Annotated in this window: 17 protein-coding genes and 1 other RNA gene; 8 read left to right on the top strand and 10 right to left on the bottom strand. The window is 65.2% G+C overall.

Going from position 1 to position 19,788, the window contains the following annotated elements:
• Nucleotides 1-101 precede the first annotated feature (101 nt).
• The 8 genes from ssrA to KSS90_RS03535 form a co-directional block, all read right to left on the bottom strand.
• Nucleotides 102-494: a transfer-messenger RNA gene (gene ssrA / locus KSS90_RS03500) on the bottom strand.
• Nucleotides 495-599: 105 nt separating this feature from the next.
• Nucleotides 600-893 carry a PA2433 domain-containing protein gene (locus KSS90_RS03505; protein WP_217868208.1) on the bottom strand — a complete coding sequence of 98 codons (294 nt, stop codon included), beginning with the start codon at nucleotides 891-893 and terminating at the stop codon, nucleotides 600-602.
• Nucleotides 894-1,041: 148 nt separating this feature from the next.
• Nucleotides 1,042-2,397, bottom strand: a complete 1,356-nt coding sequence (gene accC / locus KSS90_RS03510) for an acetyl-CoA carboxylase biotin carboxylase subunit (RefSeq protein ID WP_217868209.1) — start codon at nucleotides 2,395-2,397, stop codon at nucleotides 1,042-1,044.
• A gap of 17 nt (nucleotides 2,398-2,414) precedes the next feature.
• On the bottom strand, nucleotides 2,415-2,879 hold the full coding sequence (gene accB, locus KSS90_RS03515) for an acetyl-CoA carboxylase biotin carboxyl carrier protein (protein ID WP_023631559.1): 465 nt from the start codon (nucleotides 2,877-2,879) through the stop codon (nucleotides 2,415-2,417).
• Nucleotides 2,880-2,980: 101 nt separating this feature from the next.
• Nucleotides 2,981-3,433 (bottom strand): type II 3-dehydroquinate dehydratase, encoded by a 453-nt coding sequence (gene aroQ / locus KSS90_RS03520; RefSeq protein WP_011535870.1) that lies wholly within the window; start codon nucleotides 3,431-3,433, stop codon nucleotides 2,981-2,983.
• 177 nt (nucleotides 3,434-3,610) lie between these two features.
• Entirely contained in the window at nucleotides 3,611-5,368 is a 1,758-nt protein-coding gene (locus KSS90_RS03525) for a protein-disulfide reductase DsbD (RefSeq protein ID WP_217868210.1), read from the bottom strand.
• A gap of 99 nt (nucleotides 5,369-5,467) precedes the next feature.
• Nucleotides 5,468-7,429 carry a methyl-accepting chemotaxis protein gene (locus KSS90_RS03530; protein ID WP_217868211.1) on the bottom strand — a complete coding sequence of 654 codons (1,962 nt, stop codon included), beginning with the start codon at nucleotides 7,427-7,429 and terminating at the stop codon, nucleotides 5,468-5,470.
• Nucleotides 7,430-7,712: 283 nt separating this feature from the next.
• Entirely contained in the window at nucleotides 7,713-9,329 is a 1,617-nt protein-coding gene (locus KSS90_RS03535; RefSeq protein ID WP_217868212.1) for a diguanylate cyclase, read from the bottom strand.
• A gap of 249 nt (nucleotides 9,330-9,578) precedes the next feature.
• On the opposite strand from KSS90_RS03535, the gene KSS90_RS03540 reads away from it, so the two are divergent.
• The 4 genes from KSS90_RS03540 to speA all read left to right on the top strand — a co-directional run bounded on the left by KSS90_RS03540 (nucleotide 9,579) and on the right by speA (nucleotide 13,964).
• On the top strand, nucleotides 9,579-10,646 hold the full coding sequence (locus KSS90_RS03540; protein ID WP_102684474.1) for a DUF2333 family protein: 1,068 nt from the start codon (nucleotides 9,579-9,581) through the stop codon (nucleotides 10,644-10,646).
• A gap of 1 nt (nucleotide 10,647) precedes the next feature.
• The gene (locus KSS90_RS03545) at nucleotides 10,648-11,184 is read left to right on the top strand and encodes an NUDIX hydrolase (protein ID WP_217868213.1); all 537 of its coding nucleotides are present in this window, start codon (nucleotides 10,648-10,650) and stop codon (nucleotides 11,182-11,184) included.
• Between the two features lie 343 nt (nucleotides 11,185-11,527).
• Nucleotides 11,528-11,899, top strand: a complete 372-nt coding sequence (locus KSS90_RS03550) for a translation initiation factor Sui1 (protein WP_217868214.1) — start codon at nucleotides 11,528-11,530, stop codon at nucleotides 11,897-11,899.
• 151 nt (nucleotides 11,900-12,050) lie between these two features.
• Complete coding sequence (speA, locus tag KSS90_RS03555) at nucleotides 12,051-13,964, top strand: arginine decarboxylase (protein WP_217868215.1); 1,914 nt, start codon at nucleotides 12,051-12,053, stop codon at nucleotides 13,962-13,964.
• Nucleotides 13,965-14,089: 125 nt separating this feature from the next.
• Here speA and KSS90_RS03560 read toward each other — a convergent pair whose 3' ends face one another.
• Nucleotides 14,090-14,977 carry a LysR substrate-binding domain-containing protein gene (locus tag KSS90_RS03560; protein ID WP_217868216.1) on the bottom strand — a complete coding sequence of 296 codons (888 nt, stop codon included), beginning with the start codon at nucleotides 14,975-14,977 and terminating at the stop codon, nucleotides 14,090-14,092.
• Nucleotides 14,978-15,055: 78 nt separating this feature from the next.
• Between KSS90_RS03560 and KSS90_RS03565 the strand changes: the two genes are divergently transcribed.
• A complete protein-coding gene (locus KSS90_RS03565) occupies nucleotides 15,056-15,820 on the top strand; it encodes a sulfite exporter TauE/SafE family protein (protein ID WP_217868217.1) in 765 nt (254 codons plus the stop codon).
• On the opposite strand, the gene KSS90_RS03570 is transcribed toward KSS90_RS03565, so the two are convergent.
• A complete protein-coding gene (locus KSS90_RS03570) occupies nucleotides 15,810-16,124 on the bottom strand; it encodes a putative quinol monooxygenase (RefSeq protein ID WP_217868218.1) in 315 nt (104 codons plus the stop codon). The genes KSS90_RS03565 and KSS90_RS03570 overlap by 11 nt on opposite strands.
• A 158-nt stretch (nucleotides 16,125-16,282) precedes the next feature.
• Here KSS90_RS03570 and mdaB point away from each other — a divergent pair, with 158 nt between their 5' ends.
• The 3 genes from mdaB to ggt all read left to right on the top strand — a co-directional run bounded on the left by mdaB (nucleotide 16,283) and on the right by ggt (nucleotide 19,755).
• Nucleotides 16,283-16,873, top strand: coding sequence for an NADPH:quinone oxidoreductase MdaB (gene mdaB / locus KSS90_RS03575; protein WP_217868219.1), 591 nt, complete (start codon nucleotides 16,283-16,285; stop codon nucleotides 16,871-16,873).
• 199 nt (nucleotides 16,874-17,072) lie between these two features.
• Nucleotides 17,073-17,969, top strand: coding sequence for a LysR family transcriptional regulator (locus KSS90_RS03580; protein WP_046854125.1), 897 nt, complete (start codon nucleotides 17,073-17,075; stop codon nucleotides 17,967-17,969).
• A 118-nt stretch (nucleotides 17,970-18,087) separates the two neighbouring features.
• Nucleotides 18,088-19,755, top strand: coding sequence for a gamma-glutamyltransferase (gene ggt / locus KSS90_RS03585; protein ID WP_160290628.1), 1,668 nt, complete (start codon nucleotides 18,088-18,090; stop codon nucleotides 19,753-19,755).
• Nucleotides 19,756-19,788: the final 33 nt, after the last annotated feature.

Raw genomic sequence — 19,788 nt, forward strand, 5'->3', positions numbered from 1 at the left:
CTCAAAAAACCTGCATGGCCCTCAAAAGCACTGTAACTCGTTGATTTTAGTGAGTTGCAGGCACAAAAAAAGACGTCCGTGGACGTCTTTGATTGATCATTTGGTGGAGCCGGGGGGATTTGAACCCCCGTCCGCCAGTACTCCGCTGTCGGTACTACATGCTTAGCCGTGTCTACTGATTTAATCCGCAGCCGCCCGACGGGCAGGGTGCTTTGGATGAGTTGGGTAAGTTTTAGTCGCTTCGCCCCCAACGTGCTGCACGACGATCCTGTTCTGTATGACAATCATTTCGGGTTTACAGGCATCCCCTGATGATTGCTGGACCCGAAGGTACCAGGAGGACGTGTCAGCTGCAATTAAGCAGCGAGACGTGCGCCCTCGTAGTGGTTGTCATTGGCAACTATAGAAAGTTGCAACAGTGGATTTACGAGTTCTGTTACCAACTCGGCATGCACCTAGAGTTTCGCTACCGGCGTCGAATCCTAATCGGCCCCACACTCAGCTCTAGCTGAACGTGCCTTTCAGCACGCAAGGCGGAGTATACGCGCTTGCGCGGGCGACGTCGACAGAAGGTTCGGCCGCCCGCGTGCGCGCAAGGCTCAGGTGCCGCTGCCGCCGGCCGAGCCGCTGCCCTTCTCGGTCTTTTCCAGGCGCTCGAGCACTTTGCTGGTGATGGCGATGCATTCCTTGTTGTCGCCCTTCGCCTGGGCGGCCTTGGCCTGGTCCACATGCTCGGTGATGGCCTTGTCCAGGCCTTCGGAGGTGGCGCCGGCGGTGGCCATGCTGTCGTCGATCTTCTGCAGGTTGATGGCGCACAGGTCGTCGGCGGCGAACACAGGCGAGGCTAGCAGGGTGGCGGCCGCGAACAGGGCGGATAGCGCAGTACCTTTCATGGGAGTCTCCTCGTGAGGCCTCGGGAAGGTGGGCCTGATCGGTGGACTGCCCGGGTTTGGCCAGGGTTCAATCGGTGTGTTGCCAGCGCATCGCGGGCAAAAAAAAGCCCCGGCACGTGGCCGGGGCTCTTTCATCACGCTAACGCGATCACTCCTGGTTGGCCAGTTTGTGCTCGAGGTAGTGGATGTTGACGCCGCCTTTGCAGAAACCTTCATCACGCACCAGGTCGCGGTGCAGCGGGATGTTGGTCTTGATGCCGTCGACGACGATCTCGTCCAGGGCATTGCGCATGCGCGCCATGGCTTCGTCGCGGTCCTTGCCGTAGGTGATCAGCTTGCCGATCAACGAATCGTAGTTCGGCGGAACCGAGTAGCCGCTGTACAGGTGCGAATCGACGCGTACGCCGTTGCCGCCCGGGGCGTGGAAGTGCTTCACCTTGCCTGGGCTCGGGATGAACTTCTTCGGGTCTTCGGCGTTGATCCGGCACTCCAGCGAGTGGCCGCGGATCACCACGTCTTCCTGGCGGAACGACAGCTTGTTGCCAGCGGCGATGCTGAGCATCTCCTTGACGATGTCGATACCGGTGACCATTTCCGAAACCGGGTGCTCCACCTGAACACGGGTGTTCATTTCGATGAAGTAGAAACGGCCGTTCTCGTACAGGAACTCGAAGGTACCGGCACCGCGGTAGCCGATCTCGATGCACGCTTCGACGCAACGCTTGAAGACTTCCTGACGGGCCTTCTCGTCGATGCCTGGGGCAGGCGCTTCTTCCAGCACCTTCTGGTGGCGGCGCTGCAGCGAGCAGTCACGGTCGCCCAGGTGTACGGCGTTGCCCTGGCCGTCGGACAGGACCTGCACTTCCACGTGGCGTGGGTTGGTCAGGAACTTCTCCAGGTAGACCATCGGGTTGCCGAACGCGGCACCGGCTTCGGTGCGGGTCAGCTTGGCCGATTCGATCAGGTCTTCTTCCTTATGCACCACGCGCATGCCGCGACCACCACCGCCACCGGCGGCCTTGATGATCACTGGGTAACCCACCTCGCGGGCGATCGCCAGCGCGGTTTCCGGGTCTTCCGGCAGCGGGCCGTCGGAGCCCGGCACGGTCGGTACGCCCGACTTGATCATCGCGTCCTTGGCCGACACCTTGTCGCCCATCAGGCGGATGGTGTCGGCTTTCGGGCCGATGAAGATATAGCCGGAGTTTTCCACCTGCTCGGCGAAATCGGCGTTTTCCGCGAGGAAGCCGTAGCCCGGGTGGATGGCGGTGGCGCCTGTCACTTCGGCGGCGGCGATGATCGCCGGGATGTGCAGGTAGGATTCCTTGGACGATGCCGGGCCGATGCAGACCGATTCGTCTGCCAGGCCCAGGTGCATCAGTTCACGGTCGGCCGTGGAGTGCACGGCGACGGTCTTGATGCCCAGCTCTTTGCAGGCACGCAGGATCCGCAGGGCAATTTCCCCGCGGTTGGCGATCAGAACTTTTTCGAGCTTCCCAGACATCGTTGGCTCTCCGCGAATCAAACGATGGTGAACAGCGGCTGGTCGAACTCAACCGGCTGGCCGTCTTCTACCAGGATGGCGTCGATCACACCGCCGATATCGGATTCGATGTGGTTCATCATCTTCATGGCTTCGACGATGCACAGGGTGTCGCCCTTCTTCACGGCCTGGCCGACTTCTGCGTAGTTCGGCGAAGTTGGCGAAGGCTTGCGGTAGAAGGTGCCGACCATCGGCGAACGGATCACGGTGCCTTTCAGGGCTGGTGCGGCGGCAGCGGCTTCAGCGGCCGGGGCGGCAGCGGCGGCAACCGGGGCGGCGGCAGGCGCGGCGGCCATTGGCGCGGGTGCGTAGAACTGCTGGGCGGCTGGGGTCTTGCTGTGACGGCTGATGCGAACGGACTCTTCGCCTTCCTTGATCTCCAGTTCGTCGATGCCGGACTCTTCCAGCAGTTCGATCAGCTTTTTGACTTTACGGATATCCATTAATCAGCAACTCCCAAGGTTCGGTCGGGGACGTATTTTTAAAACGTGTCGAAAACGTTTCTTCATGAGCCTCGGCCCGAAAGGGCCAAGGCCTTGTGTCATCAGGGCTGTGCGTTGGCAGCCAGGTGTTCCAGCGCGGACTCCAGGGCCAACCGGTAACCGGTGGCTCCAAGGCCGCAGATCACCCCTACGGCAACATCCGAGAAGTAGGAGTGGTGACGGAACGGCTCGCGTTTGTGCACGTTGGAAAGATGCACTTCGATGAATGGGATGCTCACCGCGAGCAATGCGTCACGTAATGCGACGCTGGTGTGGGTGAAAGCGGCCGGATTGATCAGGATGAAGTCCACGCCTTCGTTGCGCGCGGCGTGGATGCGGTCGATCAATTCGTACTCGGCATTGCTCTGCAGGTATTGCAGATGGTGGCCGGCGGCGCGGGCGCGCTGCTCCAGGTCCTGATTGATCTGGGCCAGGGTGGCGGCGCCGTAGTGCCCCGGTTCGCGGGTCCCGAGCAGGTTCAGGTTGGGGCCGTGCAGCACCAGTAGGGTTGCCATCTGCGATTCCTTGGTTTTGTAGGGCAATTCGACATAGCGCGGCGACTATGCCGCAACAGCCGCTGAGTGTCCAGTTCCCGGCAATAGCCAGCACGATGTCCGAGATTCACGCAAAGTATGTGACCGGATGATTAACTTTGGTCACTCGCAAGCGGATTTTTCAGAGGTCGCGGGAAGTTATAGACCGAGTTGGCCGCGCACGCGCGCCACAACCTGGGCAAAATCCCCGGCGTTTATCTCGCCGATCACCCGATCGGTGGTCATTTCGCTGCCGTTCGCCGCAAAGAACAGCAACGCGGGTGGGCCGAACAGGCGGTAGCGGTCGAGCAGGGCGCGCTGTTCGGCATTACTTTCGGTGATGTCGAAGCGCAGCAGGCGGAAGGCGTCGAGTTGCGCCTCCACCTGCGGCGCGTTGAGCACCTCGTGCTCGATTACCTTGCAGCTGATGCACCAGTCGGCGTACCAGTCGAGCAGCACTGGCTGGCCGGCAGCCTTTGCCTCGGCCAGGGCCGCATCGAGGGCGGCGGGGCTGGTGATGGTCTGCCAGGCGTCGGCCTTGGCTGCTGCGGGGCCGCCGGCCACAGTGGGTGGCGGCAGTGGGCGCAGCGGATCGCCCTGGCCGCTGAGGGCGCCATACCAGCAGGCCAGCGCGTAGACCAGCAGCGCCAGGCCGAGCAATTGCGCCAGGCGCTGGCGCGGGGTTTTCACCACGAACTCCAGGGCGCCGAGGAACAGCGCCACGCCGGCGGCCAGCAGGCCGATCAGCAGCAGAGTGACGGGCCCCGGCAGCACGCGGCTGAGCAGGCCGATGGCCAGGCCCAGCAGCAACACGCCGATGGCGTTCTTCACCGTGTTCATCCACGGCCCGCTCTTCGGCAGCCAGGCGGCGCCACCGGTGGCGACCAGCAACAGCGGCGCGCCCATGCCCAGGCCCAGGGCGAACAGTTTCAGGGCGCCGCCCAGCGCGTCGCCGCTGGCGCTGATGTACAGCAGCGCGCCGGCCAGCGGTGCCGACACGCAGGGCGAGACCAGCAGGCTGGACAGCACGCCGAGCACCGCCGCGCCCAGCAGCGAGCCACCTTTGGTGCGGTGGGCGAGGCTGTCCAGGCGGCTGCTCAGCGCCTGCGGCAGCTTGAGGTCGAACAGGCCGAACATGGCCAGGGCGAACAGCACGAAGAACGCGGCGAACGGCACCAGCACCCAGGCCGACTGCAGGCGCGCCTGCAGGTTCAGGCCGGCGCCGAACAGGCCCATCAGGGCGCCGAGCACGGCGAAGCTCGCCGCCATCGGCAGCACGTAAGCCAGCGACAGCGACAACCCGCGCAGGCCGCCGACCTGGCCGCGCAGCACCACTCCGGAGAGGATCGGCAGCATCGGCAGCACGCACGGGGTGAAGGTAAGGCCGACACCGGCGAGGAAGAACAGCAGCAGCGACTTCCAGGTCCAGCCCTGCTCGGCGCTTGCCGGCAGCGGGGCGCCTTGGCCATCGATGCTCAACCGCGCGGTTTCCGGCGGATAGCACAGGCCCTTGTCGGCACAGCCCTGGTAACCCACCAGCAGGGTGAAGGCGCGCGGGTCGTTGCGCGGCAGTTCGATGTCGAGCACGCCGTGGTACACCTCGACGTCGCCGAAGAACTCGTCGTGCTTGGCCTCGCCTTGGGGGATGTTCGGCGCGCCGAGCTTGATGTCCGCAGGCTCGGTGCGGAACTGGAAGCGGTGGCGGTAGAGGTAGTAGCCGTCGGTGGCGACGAAGCGCAGCTTGACGGTCTGGGCGTCGGTCTCGATCAGGCTGAGCTTGAAGGCTTCATGCACCGGCAGGAAGTCGGCGCTGTTGGACGCGGCGCCGAGGGTGGCGCTGGGGCGGTTGTCGAGCAGGCCGGTGGCGAACGCAGGGCTGGCCAGCAGCAGGAACAACAGGAAAAACAGGCGGCGCATGGCGGACTCGCGAGGTGGAACGTGGCGGCATGATAGCGGACTTGGCGAGGCTATGGGCCATCGCGGCGGTGCGGCGACCCGACTAGCCCCGCGATGTACTCAAAGCCGGAACGCCCGCACCGCCGTGTTCAACTCACCGCCCAGCTTGAGCAACTGCTCGCCCTGCTCACGCCCTTCGCCAATACGCTGCAGATTGTCCTCGCCCAGCTCGTGGATCCGCTCGCTGTGATCACGAATCTCGCTCACCGCCCCGGTCTGCTGTGCGGTCACATCGGCGATGCGCACCGCGGTGTCGGAAATGGTGCGGATGGCGCTGACGATCGCGTCCAGCGCGCCATCGGCCGACTGTGCCTGGTTGGCCGTGGCCTCGGCGTGCTCCAGCTGGGTGCGCATGCCATGCACCGAATCGCGGGCGGCTTGCTGCAGGCGGTCGATCAGCGCCTGGATCTCACCGGTGGCGCCAGTGGTGCGCTGCGCCAGCGAGCGCACTTCGTCGGCCACCACGGCGAAGCCACGGCCCATCTCGCCGGCCCGGGCCGCTTCGATGGCGGCGTTGAGCGCCAGCAGGTTGGTCTGCTCGGCAATCGCGCGGATCACCGTGAGCACGCCACCGATGGTCGCCGACTCTTCCGCCAGTTGCTCGATCATGCGGGCGTTGCCCTGCACCTCGTCGACCAGCGCGCGCAGGCCGGACAGGCTCTGGCCGATCACCGTCTGGCCCTGCTCCACGGCCCGGCCGGCATCGCGGCTGGCCTCGGCGGCTGAGCTGGCATCGCCGGCCACCTGCTGGATGGTTGCCTCCAGCTCGCCCAGGGCGTCGCGGATCTGCGCCGTGTCGCCAGCCTGGCGTTCGGCGCCGTCGTGCAGGGCGCTGCTCATACCGGCCAGGGCATGGCTGCTGCCGGCCACCTGCTCGGCGTTGTGACGGATAGTGCCGACCAGCTCCACCAGGTACTGGCGCAGGCGGTTCAGCGATTCCTGGATATCGTGCAGCTCGCGGTTGGTGCGGCCCAGGGCGATGGCTTGGGCGAAGTCGCCCTCGGCCCAGCGCGACAGCGCCGGCGCCAGGCTGGTCAGGGTCCGCGCCAGGCGACGCTGCAAGGTATCGATGAGCAGGGCGATCAGCAGGATCAGGCCGATCATCAGGCCTTGGATCAGCCGTACCTCGCCAGCGATGGTGGCGTGCAGGCCGCGAACCTCGGGCTCGAGGCCGGCGATGGCCTGCTGCACCGCTTCCAGGCGCTCACCGGTGCTGGCGGCCAGGGTGGCGCGGCGCTCGATCTGCTCGCGGGTACGTTGCAGTTCGGCAGGGTAGCGGCTGAGCAGGCTGTGCAGCTCGCGCTTCAGGCCCACGGCGATGTCTTCCTGCTCGGCGCTGGCTTGCGACTCCAGGCCCATCATCGCGGCGAAGTCATCGGCATTGGATTCGGCGGCGCGGGTCACCCCCAGTAGAGGCAGGCCGTCGATGGCCTGGGCCTGGGCGGCGATCTGTTGCAGTTCGCGGTCCACTTCGTCGGCCAGCTCGGCGCGGCCGCTGCTGACCAGCTTGTCGCGGGCCAGGGACAGGCGGCCCAGGTGCAGCGAGGCTTCCAGCAGCGGCGTCAGGTAACGACTGGCGTCGGCGTTGCCGCTGTCACGGGCATAGCTGGCCAGTTGCTCGAGGTTCGCTCCCAGCTCCCGTTCGGCTTGCAGCAGCAAGGCCTGGGGATCGCCGGCCAGCTTGCCGGCGGCGAGCAGTTCGTTGGCGGTGAAGCCCTGCAGGCTGTCGAGGCTCGGGCGCAGCTTGGCCGACAAGGGTTCAGGCCAGTCGGCCAGGGCTGCCTGCAATTGCGTGTTGGCCTCCATGGCCGCCGCGTGGCGCAGGGCGTCGCCGCTGCCCAGGTAGGCCTGGATGTTGCGCGCGGCATCGTTCTGGAACTGCTGGGACAGGCCCAGGTAGCGTTCCATCAGTTGATAGGGACGTTCCAGGGCGCGTTGCGACCACCACAGGGTCGCGCCCAGGGCAATACACACGGTCACCAGCAACAGGGTGTTGAAATTGGTCAGCCACTTCAGGCGCATAGCCGCGAACTTCCTGCGGAGGGGGAGTGGAGAAGTCGGGCCTGAAGTTATTGCGATTTTGTGACGAGGTGATGACGACGGCGGGTTGGCGCCATAAAAAAGTGGCACAGTGCCGGTATGGTGCCGGGTATGGGCAACTGCTTAGTTTTCCTGCGCCGGCCTCTCGCCGGCAAGCCGGCTCCCACACCGAGCGCGCCGCTCTCAGTCCAAGCGCCATCCCTGTGGGAGCTGGCTTGCCAGCGATGAGGCCATCACAAGCAACACAACGCGGATGGGGTTGGCGCTAAGGCTCGACCCGCACCACGCAGTTGCGCCCGGCGTGCTTGGCGCGGTACAGCGCCTCGTCCGCGGCGCTGGCCATGGTCAGCGCGTCGAGCTGCTCGTCCAGCTGCACCACCCCGGCGCTGAAGGTGCATTGCAGGTCGTGGGGCTGGGCCGGGTAATGGATTTCGGCAAAGCGTCGGCGGATCTCGTCGAGCACCTTGTGCGCCGCTTCCAGTCCGGTATTGGGCATGACGATGGCGAATTCCTCACCACCGTAGCGGCCGATAAAGTCGGTCTTGCGCAGCCGCTGCTTGAGGAACAGCGCCAGGCTCTTGATCACCCGGTCGCCCATGGGGTGGCCGTGGCGGTCATTGATCTTCTTGAAGTGGTCGATATCGAGCATGGCGAAGCTCAGAGGCTGCACCTCGCGGCGGGCGCGGAAGCTGCAGTCCTCGAGCAGTTGCAGGATATGGGTGTGGTTGTACAGCCCGGTGAGGCTGTCGCGCACCATCCGCGCCTTGAGGTGGCGGGCGCGCGCGGCGCGGTTGCGCACGGTGGTCACCAGGTGCCGCGAGCGGATCGGCTTGGTGAGGAAGTCGTCGCCGCCCTCGCTCATGGCGTCGAGCTGCTTGTCCAGGTCGTCCTCGGCCGACAGGTAGATGATCGGCACGCTGACGTAGCGGTCGTTGTGGCGGATCACCTTGGCCAGCTCCGGGCCGGTGCATTCGGGCATGTACATGTCGAGGATGATCAGGTCGGGCTGGAAGTCCGCCAGCTCGCTCATGGTGCGAATCGGCTCGGTGAGAGTGCGGGTGATGATCCCGGCGCTGTTGAGCGTTCGCTCGGTGTGCAGGGCCTGGGCGCGGGAGTCGTCGATCACCAGCACGCGGAACGGGTCGTACTGGGTGGCGCTGGTCAGCAGCTCGAGTTTCTCCAACAGGCTGGAGGCGTCCAGGGTGCCGGTGAGGAACTCCTGGCCGCCGGCGCGTACCGCGGCCAGGCGGGTCGGGGTGTCGGTTTCATGCAGGCAGAAGAACAGCAGCGGCACTGGTTGCTCCAGGCCTTGCTGGGCCTGGGCCGCCAGTTGCAGGCCGATGCCGGCGCCGGTGAAGTCGACGTCCATGACGATCGCCGACGGCAGGCGCTCGCTCATCGACGCCTGGAACGCCTCGGCGCTGCACAGCGCCTGTACGCTGAGGCCGAAGAACTCCAGTTGCTGGGCCAGGCGTTCGGCGCGGTCGTGGTCCTGCAGCACGATGTACACCGGCTTGCGCAGCGGCGGCAGGGGCACGTTGTCGAGCTGGTCACCCTTGCGCAGGCCGGTGCGCGACAGGCGCTGCATCAGGCGGTTGAGCTCGCTGATCAGTTCTGAGTTGAGGCGTGCGCTGTTGGCTTCGATGGCGCGCAGGGTCTGGCCGATGGCCGTGGACAGGCTGCCATGCTCGGGCTGCTCGAAACGTTCGGCATAGCGCTGCAGGCGCAGGTTGGCCTCGCACAGTTCGCCCAGGTCGCCGCTGGACCACTCGCCACGCTGCAGGCGCTGCCAGATCTCGAGGATCTGCCGGGCCTGGTGGATCACCCGCTGGGCAAAATGCTGCTTGAGGCGTTCGTGGCTCGGCTCGGCTGGCTGGGTCATGTCCTGACTACTTATGAGTGGGAGGGTGCAGGTTCAATGATGGCTCTATGCTAGCACCGCTTTTCCGACAAGCGAGTGCCTCGAGTCAACAAAGTGTTAAGGGACCGTAATTCAGTTGCTGACCCGTTGGTCGCTTATACGAATGGCGGCGTCTGCTTTATAGTGCTGCCACCTGGGTTTGTCGTGGCACCCTGGCCGAGGCCTGTGGTCAAAACCCTGAACCGTTCGAGACTGATTAAGGACAATGCCATGCTGGATTGGAAAAACCGCGAGGCCAAGGCCGAGCCCCGTGAGCGGGTCGAAACCCGCGGCGCCGCTACCCGTAGCTACGTTGGCGGCCTGTGGAGCCGTGCCCTGGGTACCCTGATCGGCCTCTACCTGCTGGTGTGCATCGGCCTGGGCTGGTACTGGAGCCAGGAGCCCGAGCTGTTCCCGGTGCAGCAGAACGCCCAGGCCGCCGCCGAGCGCAATGGCCAGCAGATGGTGGTCGGCTACACCACCATCGAAACCCTCAAGACCGTCGCCGGTACCCTGCTCGACAAGCCGGGTGGCTACATCTCCAACGACCGCTTCCCGCCAGGGTTGTGGATGGACAACATGCCGAGCTGGGAATACGGCGTGCTGGTCCAGGTGCGTGATCTGTCCCGCGCGCTGCGCAAGGACTTCGCCCGTTCGCAGTCGCAATCGACCGAGGACGCCGACCTGGCCAAGGCCGAGCCGCGCTTCAACTTCGACAACAAGAGCTGGATCCTGCCGTCGAGCGAGTCGGAGTTCGAAGAGGGCATCAAGTCGCTGAACCGCTACCAGGTGCGCCTGGCCAAGGGCGACCAGGGCGCGATCTTCTACACCCGCGCCGACAACCTCAACAACTGGCTGGGCGATGTGGCTACGCGCCTGGGCTCGCTGTCGCAGCGCCTGTCGGCCAGCGTTGGCCGGGTCAAGCTCAACAACACCCTGAAGACCGAGTCCGTGGCCCCAGGCCAGGCGCCGCAGGTCGACGAGGAAGTGGTCGAGACTCCATGGCTGCAGATCGACAACGTGTTCTACGAAGCCCGTGGCCAGGCCTGGGCGCTGTCGCACCTGCTGCGCGCCATCGAGGTCGATTTCGCCGACGTGCTGGCGAAGAAGAACGCCACGGTCAGCGTGCGGCAGATCATCCGCGAGCTGGAAGCCTCGCAGGAAGCGCTGTGGAGCCCGATGGTGCTCAACGGCAGTGGCTTCGGCATGTGGGCCAACCACTCGCTGGTGATGGCCAACTACATCTCCCGGGCCAACGCCGCGGTCATCGACCTGCGCCAACTGCTGTCCCAGGGCTGAGATGCCGGTCAATCCTGCCGAGGTCGCGCACCGCGCGGCCTCCGACGCCGAGCTGGTGGCCTGGGTCGATGAGCATGACCAACTGCTCGGCGCCCTGCCACGGGCCGAGTTGCGCGAACGCGGCCTGATCGGGCGCTGCACCTTCATCCTGCTGTTCAACGGCGCGGGCGACCTGTGCGTACACCGGCGGACCCTGAGCAAGGCGCTGTATCCCGGTTACTGGGATGTGGCGGCGGGGGGGATGGTCGGGGTGCAGGAGACCTATGCCGACTCGGCGGCCCGGGAGCTGGCGGAGGAACTGGGGGTGAGCGGCGTCGAGCTGCGCTTCCACGAGACGTTCTACTTCGAGCAGCCAGGCAACCGCCTGTGGGGCGCGGTGTTTTCCGCGGTGTGGGACGGGGCGTTGCGCCTGCAGCCCGAGGAGGTCAGCGAGGCGCGGTTCATCAGTGTCGAGCAGGCCCTGGCGGAAAGTGCAACGCTGCTGTATTGCCCGGACTCGCTGGTGGCGCTGCAGCGTTACCAAGCAGCTTCAGCGTGACGGCATAAGGCCTCATCGCCGGCAAGCCGGCTCCCACCTTGACCGCGGAGGCCTGGAGCCAAGCGCCGGCCCTGTGGGAGCTGGCTTGCCAGCGATGAGGCCGCCACAGGCAATAGTAGTCACTTGCTCCCACAGGTTTCGGAGCCAGCCCCGCAATGAAGTCGCAAAACTTTCGTAAAATGGCGCAATCCTGTACTTAGCAACAGGCGGATTTATCGTTACACTGCGCGCCCTTTTCGGGCTGCCGCACAACCTTGTGGCAGTAGCGCCGCCCCTGCCAGAGTGGGGCATCGCGGTCGGCTCCCGCCGACCAGTTTTTTGTCCTCGGCACAGAGGAACAAAAGTGGCCAAGAAAGCTTCTTCCTTCGCCGCCCTTGGCGGTCTCGTTTATTCCACCGATGCCGGTCGGCACTGTCCCGACTGTGGCCAGCCGGTGGACGCCTGTACCTGCAAGCAGCAGGTCATCCCCGAAGGGGATGGCATTGCCCGTGTGCGTCGTGAAAGCAAAGGTCGCGGCGGCAAGACCGTGACCACCGTCACCGGCGTCCCGCTGCCCCTCGAACAGCTCAAGGAGCTCGCCAGCACGCTCAAGCGTCGCTGCGGCACTGGCGGCGCGCTCAAGGACGGGGTCATCGAGATCCAGGGCGACCATGTCGAGCTGTTGCTCGGCGAGCTGACCAAACAGGGTTTCAAGGCGAAGAAGTCCGGCGGCTGAGTCCGTCACGGGATTTTTTGCCCAGCGCTTTCTAAACTCGGTTGCGTGCCCGGGGTCTACCCACGGGCATGGACGAATCGTCATTTTCAGCTTCTACACTGCGCCCGCTCCGTTCGGGGCAGTGTCTCAGACTTACCTATAGGGGACTTGAATGTCCGTACGACGCACACGCAAAGACGATGGTAGCCAGTGGACCGTGGCCGACAGCCGCAGTGTTTATGGCATCCGCCATTGGGGCGCAGGTTATTTCGCCATCAATGAGGCCGGGCGCGTCGAAGTGCGCCCCAACGGGCCGGCCAGCGCGCCGATCGACCTCTTCGAACAGGTCCAGGAACTGCGCCAGAGCGGCCTGTCGCTGCCGCTGCTGGTGCGTTTTCCCGACATCCTGCAGGACCGCGTGCGCCAGCTGACCGGCGCCTTCGACGCCAACATCGCGCGCCTCGAGTACCAGAGCCAGTACACCGCCCTGTACCCGATCAAGGTCAACCAGCAGGAAGCGGTGGTCGAGAACATCATCGCCACCCAGAACGTCTCCATCGGCCTGGAAGCCGGCTCCAAGCCCGAGCTGCTGGCGGTGCTGGCGCTGGCGCCGAAGGGCGGCACCATCGTCTGCAACGGCTACAAGGATCGCGAGTTCATCCGCCTGGCGCTGATGGGCCAGAAGCTCGGCCACAACGTGTTCATCGTGATCGAGAAAGAGTCCGAGGTCGCCCTGGTGATCGAGGAGGCTGCGGAGCTCAAGGTCAAGCCACAGGTCGGCCTGCGCGTGCGCCTGTCGTCGCTGGCGTCGAGCAAATGGGCCGACACCGGCGGCGAGAAATCCAAGTTCGGCCTGTCCGCCGCGCAGCTGATCTCGGTGGTGCAGCGTTTCCGTGACGCCGGGCTCGACCAGGGCATCCGCCTGCTGCACTTCCACATGGGCTCGCAGATCGCCAACCTGGCCGACTACCAGCACGGTTTCAAGGAAGCCATCCGTTACTACGGCGAGCTGCGTGCCTTGGGCCTGCCGGTCGATCACATCGATGTCGGTGGTGGCCTGGGCGTCGACTACGACGGCACCCACTCGCGCAACGCCAGCTCGATCAACTACGACATGGACGACTACGCCGGCGTGGTAGTCGGGATGCTCAAGGAGTTCTGCGACGCGCAGGGCCTGCCGCACCCGCACATCTTCTCCGAGAGCGGCCGCTCGCTCACCGCGCACCACGCCATGCTGGTGATCCAGGTGACCGACGTCGAGAGTCACAACGACGAGATGCCGACCATCGAGAACAAGGAGTCGCTGCCCGAGACCGTGCAGTGGCTGGCCGACCTGCTCGGCCCGACCGATATCGAGATGGTCACCGAGACCTACTGGCGCGCCACCCACTACATGGGCGACGTGGCCGCGCAGTACGCCGACGGCAAGCTGACCCTGGCCGAGAAAGCCCTGGCCGAGCAGTGCTACTTTGCCGTGTGCCGTCGCCTGCACAACTCGCTCAAGGCCCGCCAGCGCTCGCACCGCCAGGTGCTGGACGAACTCAACGACAAGCTGGCCGACAAGTACATCTGCAACTTCTCGGTGTTCCAGAGCCTGCCGGACACCTGGGCCATTGGCCAGGTGCTGCCGATCATCCCGCTGCACCGCCTGGACGAAGAGCCGCTGCGCCGTGCCGTGCTGCAGGACCTGACCTGCGACTCGGACGGCAAGATCAACCAGTACGTCGACGAGCAGAGCATCGAGACCAGCATGCCGGTGCATGCGGTCAAGGAAGGCGAGGACTATCTGCTCGGCGTGTTCCTGGTCGGCGCCTACCAGGAAATCCTCGGCGACATGCACAACCTGTTCGGTGACACCGACTCGGTGAACATCTACCAGAACGCCGATGGCAGCGTGTACCACGCCGGTATCGAGACCCACGACACCATCGAGGACATGCTGCGCTACGTGCATCTGTCGCCGGAGGAGTTGATGACCCACTACCGCGACAAGGTCGCCAGCGCCAGGATCACCGCCCGCGAGCGTACCCAGTACCTCGACGCGCTGCGCCTGGGGCTGACCCGCTCCTCGTACCTGTCGTCCTGATCGTACTGGGCCGCCGTGCGGCCCTTTGGCATAGTGCCGCCGCGCGGCCCCCTTGGCATAGGTGCCGCCGCGCGGCCCTCTGGTACACGGCTGCCGCCACGGGTGATTACCTGTGACGGCAGCCTTCAGGCTTTGTTGCCCAAGCGCTCGACAAGCAGGGCGGCGTAGCCAGGCAATGCACTGAAATCCCGCGAGCACAGCAGCAAGCTGCGCTTCGCCCAGGCCTCCTGCAAGGCGACCCAGCGCAGCGGCAAGCTGTGCTCCCAGCGTCGCACCGAGGTCAACGGGACCACCGCCACCCCCGCGCCACCTCCGACCATCCTGATCACCCCATCGAATCCTTCGGCGCGAACGCGCACCTGCATTCGTTTGCCGAGGCGCAGGGCCTGTTCCTCCAGATGCAGCGCCAGGGCGCTGTCGGCACCCAGCCCCACATGCCCATGGCCAAGGCTGGCGTTGAAGTCTGCCCGGTCGCTGGCCGCCAGCGGGTGCTCGCGCGGCATCACCAGCACCAGCGGATCGTCGCGAAACGGTCGGGTCTGCAGGGTTGCGCAGGGTGCGGCATTCGAGACGATGCCCAAGTCCGCCATGCCTTGGCTGATCGCCTGGACGATATGCAGGCTGGGCAGTTCCTGGATATCCACGCTCACTCCCGGATGCTCGGCCAGGTAGCTCGCCAGCAGCTCCGGCAGGTACTCGGTCAGCGCCGCCGTGTTGCACAGCAGGCGCACCTGGCCTTGCAGGCCGTGGGCGTATTGCCCGAGATCGAACTGCAGGCGCTCGACCTGCTGCGCAATCAGCCGCGCATGCTGCAGCAGGGCCTGGCCGGCGGGCGTGGGCAGCACGCCGCGGCGGTTGCGTTCGAGCAAAGGAATGCCCAGCGAGGATTCCATGGCGCGAATGCGCGCACTGGCGGCCGGCAGCGAAAGGTGGCTGCGCCGGGCGCCGGCGGTGATGTTGCCGCTTTCGAGGGTGTGCTGGAACAGCTTGAGGTCGATCAGGTCGAAATGCATCTGCCTATGTCCTGGCAAGAGTCTGCCTGAGTATATGGCAGATTTTCAGCGCGCTTGCCGCACGGCAGGATGGTGGCCATGAATACCTTCCTGGCGTTTTATCAGAACATCGGCCCGGCGCTGTCATTGCTGGTGATCCTGACCTTCTTCCTGGCTGGCGCGGTGAAGGGGGTCATCGGCCTAGGGTTGCCGACCGTCGCCATGGGCTTGCTCGGCCTGGCTATGGCGCCAGCGCAGGCAGCGGCGCTGCTGATCGTGCCATCGACCTTGACCAACCTCTGGCAGCTGGCGACCGGCGGCCACCTGCTCGCGCTGTTGCGCCGCCTGGGCGGGATGTTGGCGATGATCTTCATCGGCACCCTGCTGGGCAGCGTGTGGCTGGGGATCGACAGCGGTCCGTGGGCGGCCCATGGCCTGGGCGCCGCGTTGCTGGTCTATGCCCTCTATGGGCTGGTGGGCCCAGGGCTGCGCGTGGCGCCGGCCTGGGAGCCCTGGCTGGGGCCGCTCTGCGGGTTGCTGACGGGCGTGGTGACGGCCGCCACCGGCGTGTTCGTCATGCCCGCGGTGCCCTACCTGCAGGGCCTGGGCTTGAGCCGCGACGAGCTGGTCCAGGCGCTGGGCCTGTCGTTCACCGTCTCGACCCTGGCCCTGGCGGTCGGCCTGGCCGGACAGGACGCCCTGGGTGGCCAGGCCCTGGGGGCTTCACTGCTGGTGCTGGCGCCGGCGTTGCTGGGCATGTTCGCCGGCCAGTGGCTGCGCGGACGGATCAGCGCAGCGCTGTTCAAGCGCTGCTTCTTCATCGGCCTTGCGCTGCTGGGCGGGCACCTGCTGGTCAACGGCTAGCGGACGAAGCGCTGAGCATATCGATCATCTGGATATCGAAATCGCGCTCCAGGTAATCCATGCGATTTTCGAAGAACGCACGCATGTGCGGCAGTGCCGAATGCACGTCCAGCGCGTCCTTGCTGGCCCACACCTCGAAAAACACGAACAGGCTCGGGTCTGCCTTGTCGCGCAGCATGTGGTACTCGATGCAGCCCGGCTCCTGGCGGCTTGGCTCCACGTAAGGACGGAACAGCTGTTCGAAAGCCTCGGCCTGCTCCGGGCGGGTCTTGGCCTTGAGGATGAAGGCGTATTGCTCGGTCATGGGGAAACGCTCTGTAAGGGGAGTGAGCAAATTCTAAATCAACAATATGTTTACCATTCGTGATTTACAGGCAAAAGAATTTTGCCCAGCCCTGGCTGTTTCCCCGGCGCCCGGTTGCCTAACCTGCCGGCAACTTCACTTACAGGGCTGACCCTCCCATGAAAAAGATTCTCCTGCTCAACGGCGGTAAACGCTTCGCCCATTCCGAAGGCCGTCTCAATCAGACCCTGCACGATGCCGCACTGGCCCATCTGGACCGTGCCGGTTTCGATGTGCGCGAAACCTTCATCGATGGTGGCTACGACGTCCAGGCCGAGGTGGAGAAATTCCTCTGGGCGGATGTGGTGATCTACCAGATGCCCGGTTGGTGGATGGGCGCGCCATGGACCGTGAAGAAGTACGTCGACGACGTGTTCACCGCCGGCCACGGCAGCCTGTACGCCAACGATGGCCGTACCCGCTCCGATGCTTCGCAGAAGTACGGCAGTGGCGGCCTGGTGCAGGGCAAGCAATACATGCTGTCGCTGACCTGGAACGCGCCGCAGCAGGCGTTCGATGACCCTAGCGACTTCTTCGAGGGCAAGGGCGTGGACGCGGTGTACTTCCCGTTCCACAAGGCTAACCAGTTCCTCGGCATGACGGGCCTGCCGACCTACCTGGCCGTGGATGTGATGAAGCGCCCGGATGTGCCGGCGGCGCTGGCGGCTTATGAGCAGCATCTGGACCAGGTGTTTGGCAAGGCTCAATGACAGCGCGGCTCCAACTGTCTTGTTGTTCCTGCACGGGCCTCTCGCCGGCAAGCCGGCTCCCACAAGATGGCGCATGGCTCAAGGCTGAAGCGCACGGTGTGGGAGCCGGCTTGCCGGCGAAAGGGGCGCGTAGCGGCCCCTTGCGCGGTTGCTGCCCAACCGCTATGAATCACGGCATCCACCTGCCAAGGCCATCAGCGTGAAAACCCGATCCGAAGAACTCCAGGTATTTGTCGCCGTCATCGACAGCGGCTCGATCTCCGCCGCCGCGGAGCAGATCGGCCAGACCCCCTCCGCAGTCAGCCGCACCCTGTCGCGCCTGGAGGGCAAGCTCGGCACCACGCTGGTCAACCGCACCACGCGGCGCATGGACCTGACCGAGGAAGGGCGTTTCTTCCTGGAGCGCGCCCGGGCGATCCTCGAGCAGATGGACGACATGGAAGAGCGCCTGTCGCTGAACCGCCAGACCCCGACCGGGCGCCTGCGCATCAACGCCGCCGCGCCGTTCATGCTGCACGCGATCCTGCCGTGGATCGGCGAGTTCCGTCAGCAGTACCCCGGCATCGAGCTGGAGCTGAACACCGACGACCTGATCATCGACCTGCTGGAGCAAAGCACCGACGTGGCCATCCGCATCGGCGAACTGGCCGACTCCAGCCTGCACGCCCGTTCGCTCGGCTGCAGCCCGGTGCAGGTGCTTGCCAGCCCCGACTACCTGGCCCGGCATGGCACGCCGCAGCGGGTCGAGGACCTCGAGGCCCATTGCCTGCTCGGCTTCAGCTCCCTCGAGTCGCTCAACCAGTGGCCACTGCGCCATGCCCAGGGCGACCGCTGGGCGATCCGCCCGCAGCTGGTCGCCTCGAGCGGCGAGACCCTGCGCCAGCTGGCCATCGCCGGCGAGGGCATCGTCAGCCTGTCGCACTTCATGACCCACGAGGATATCCGCGCCGGCCGGCTGAATGTGATCCTCGCCGAGCACAACAATGGCTATCGCCAGCCGATCCACGCGGTCTACTACCGCAACACCCAGCTGGCCCTGCGCATCCAGTGCTTCCTCGATTTCATCCAGAAAAAGCTGGCGGTCTACGCCTGCTGAGTTGCCTGAACGCGACAGGGTCTGCCCGTCGGCGGCGCGAAACGACCGGGGTGTTTGCTTAGTTACAGGGCTTCGGCCTTAATGACTGATCAACAAAAACAACACCAAGGAAGTGCGCATGCGTATTGTCATGTTCCAGCCCCTGGCCCTCGGGGCCGCGATCCTGAGCTGCTCCTCCGCCTTTGCCGTGACGCTGGAAGGCGGCGCGGTGGCCGCGCCTGATCAATATGGCGCACAGGTGGCCGCCGACATCCTCAAGAAGGGCGGCAACGCGGTGGACGCCGCCGTCGCCACCGCCTTCACCCTGGCCGTGACCTACCCCGAGGCCGGCAATATCGGCGGCGGTGGCTTCATGACTCTGTTCGTCGACGGCAAGCCCTACTTCCTCGACTACCGCGAAGTGGCGCCCAAGGCCGCGACCAAGACCATGTACCTGGACGACAAGGGCGAGGTGATCGAGAACCTCAGCCTGGTCGGCGTGCGCGCGGCCGGTGTGCCGGGCACGGTGATGGGGCTGTGGGAGGCGCATCAGAAGTTCGGCAAGCTCAAGTGGAGCGAGCTGCTGACCCCGGCCATCGGCTACGCGCAGAACGGTTTCAAGATTGCCCAGAAACAGTACCAGTACCGCGACGACGCCCAGGGCCTGTTCAAGACCGCGACCAACTTCAACGACTACTTCGGCAGCATGAAGGTCGGCGAGCTGTTCAAGCAGCCGGAGCTGGCGCAGACCCTCGAGCGCATTGCCGACAAGGGCGTCAGCGAGTTCTACCAGGGCAAGACCGCCGACTTGCTGGTGGCGCAGATGCAGGCCGACAAGGGCCTGATCAGCAAGGACGACCTCAAGGACTACAAGGCCGTGTGGCGTGACCCGATCGCCATCAACTGGCGCGGCAACGTGGTCTACACCGCGCCGCCGCCAAGCTCCGGCGGCGTCGCCCTGGCCCAGCTGCTGGGCATCAAGGAAGACCGCGCGGCGGACTTCAAGGGCGTCGAGCACAACTCGGCCAAGTACATCCACCTGCTGGCCGAGATCGAGAAGCGCGTGTTCGCCGACCGCGCCGACTATCTCGGCGATCCGGCTTTCACCAAGGTCCCGGTCGACCAGCTGGTGGCCAAGGATTACCTGGCCAAGCGTGCCGCCCAGGTCAACCCCAACGCGATTTCCGCAACCGACCAGGTCAAGCCGGGGCTGGAGCCGCACCAGACCACGCACTTCTCCATCGTCGACAAGCAGGGCAATGCGGTGAGCAACACCTACACCCTCAACCTCGACTACGGCAGTGGCGTGGTGGTCAAGGGCGCGGGCTTCCTGCTCAACGACGAGATGGACGACTTTAGCGCCAAGCCGGGCGCGGCCAACGCCTTTGGCGTGGTCGGCGGCGACGCCAATGCCATCGCGCCGGGCAAGCGCATGCTCTCGTCGATGAGCCCGAGCCTGGTGGCGCGTGACGGCAAGGTGGTGCTGGTGCTGGGCACCCCGGGCGGTTCGCGGATCTTCACCTCGATCTTCCAGGTGATGAACAACCTGTACGACTTCGGCATGCCGCTGGAGAAGGCCGTGGCGGCGCAGCGCGTGCATCACCAGCTGCTGCCCAAGGACACCATCTACTTCGACAGCTATGCGCCGCTCAAGGGGCAGGTGGCTGACGACCTGAAGAAGATGGGTTATGTGCTGGAGGATCAGGGTTGGGAGATGGGCGACATCCAGGCGATCCGGGTGACCGGCGAGAAGCTGGAGACGGCGTCTGATCCGCGTGGGCGCGGGGTGGGGATGATCGTCAAGTAACAGCAGTCGGGGCCGCGCAGCGGCCCCGTTGTT

The organism is Pseudomonas maumuensis (assembly GCF_019139675.1).
GTDB lineage: Bacteria > Pseudomonadota > Gammaproteobacteria > Pseudomonadales > Pseudomonadaceae > Aquipseudomonas > Aquipseudomonas maumuensis.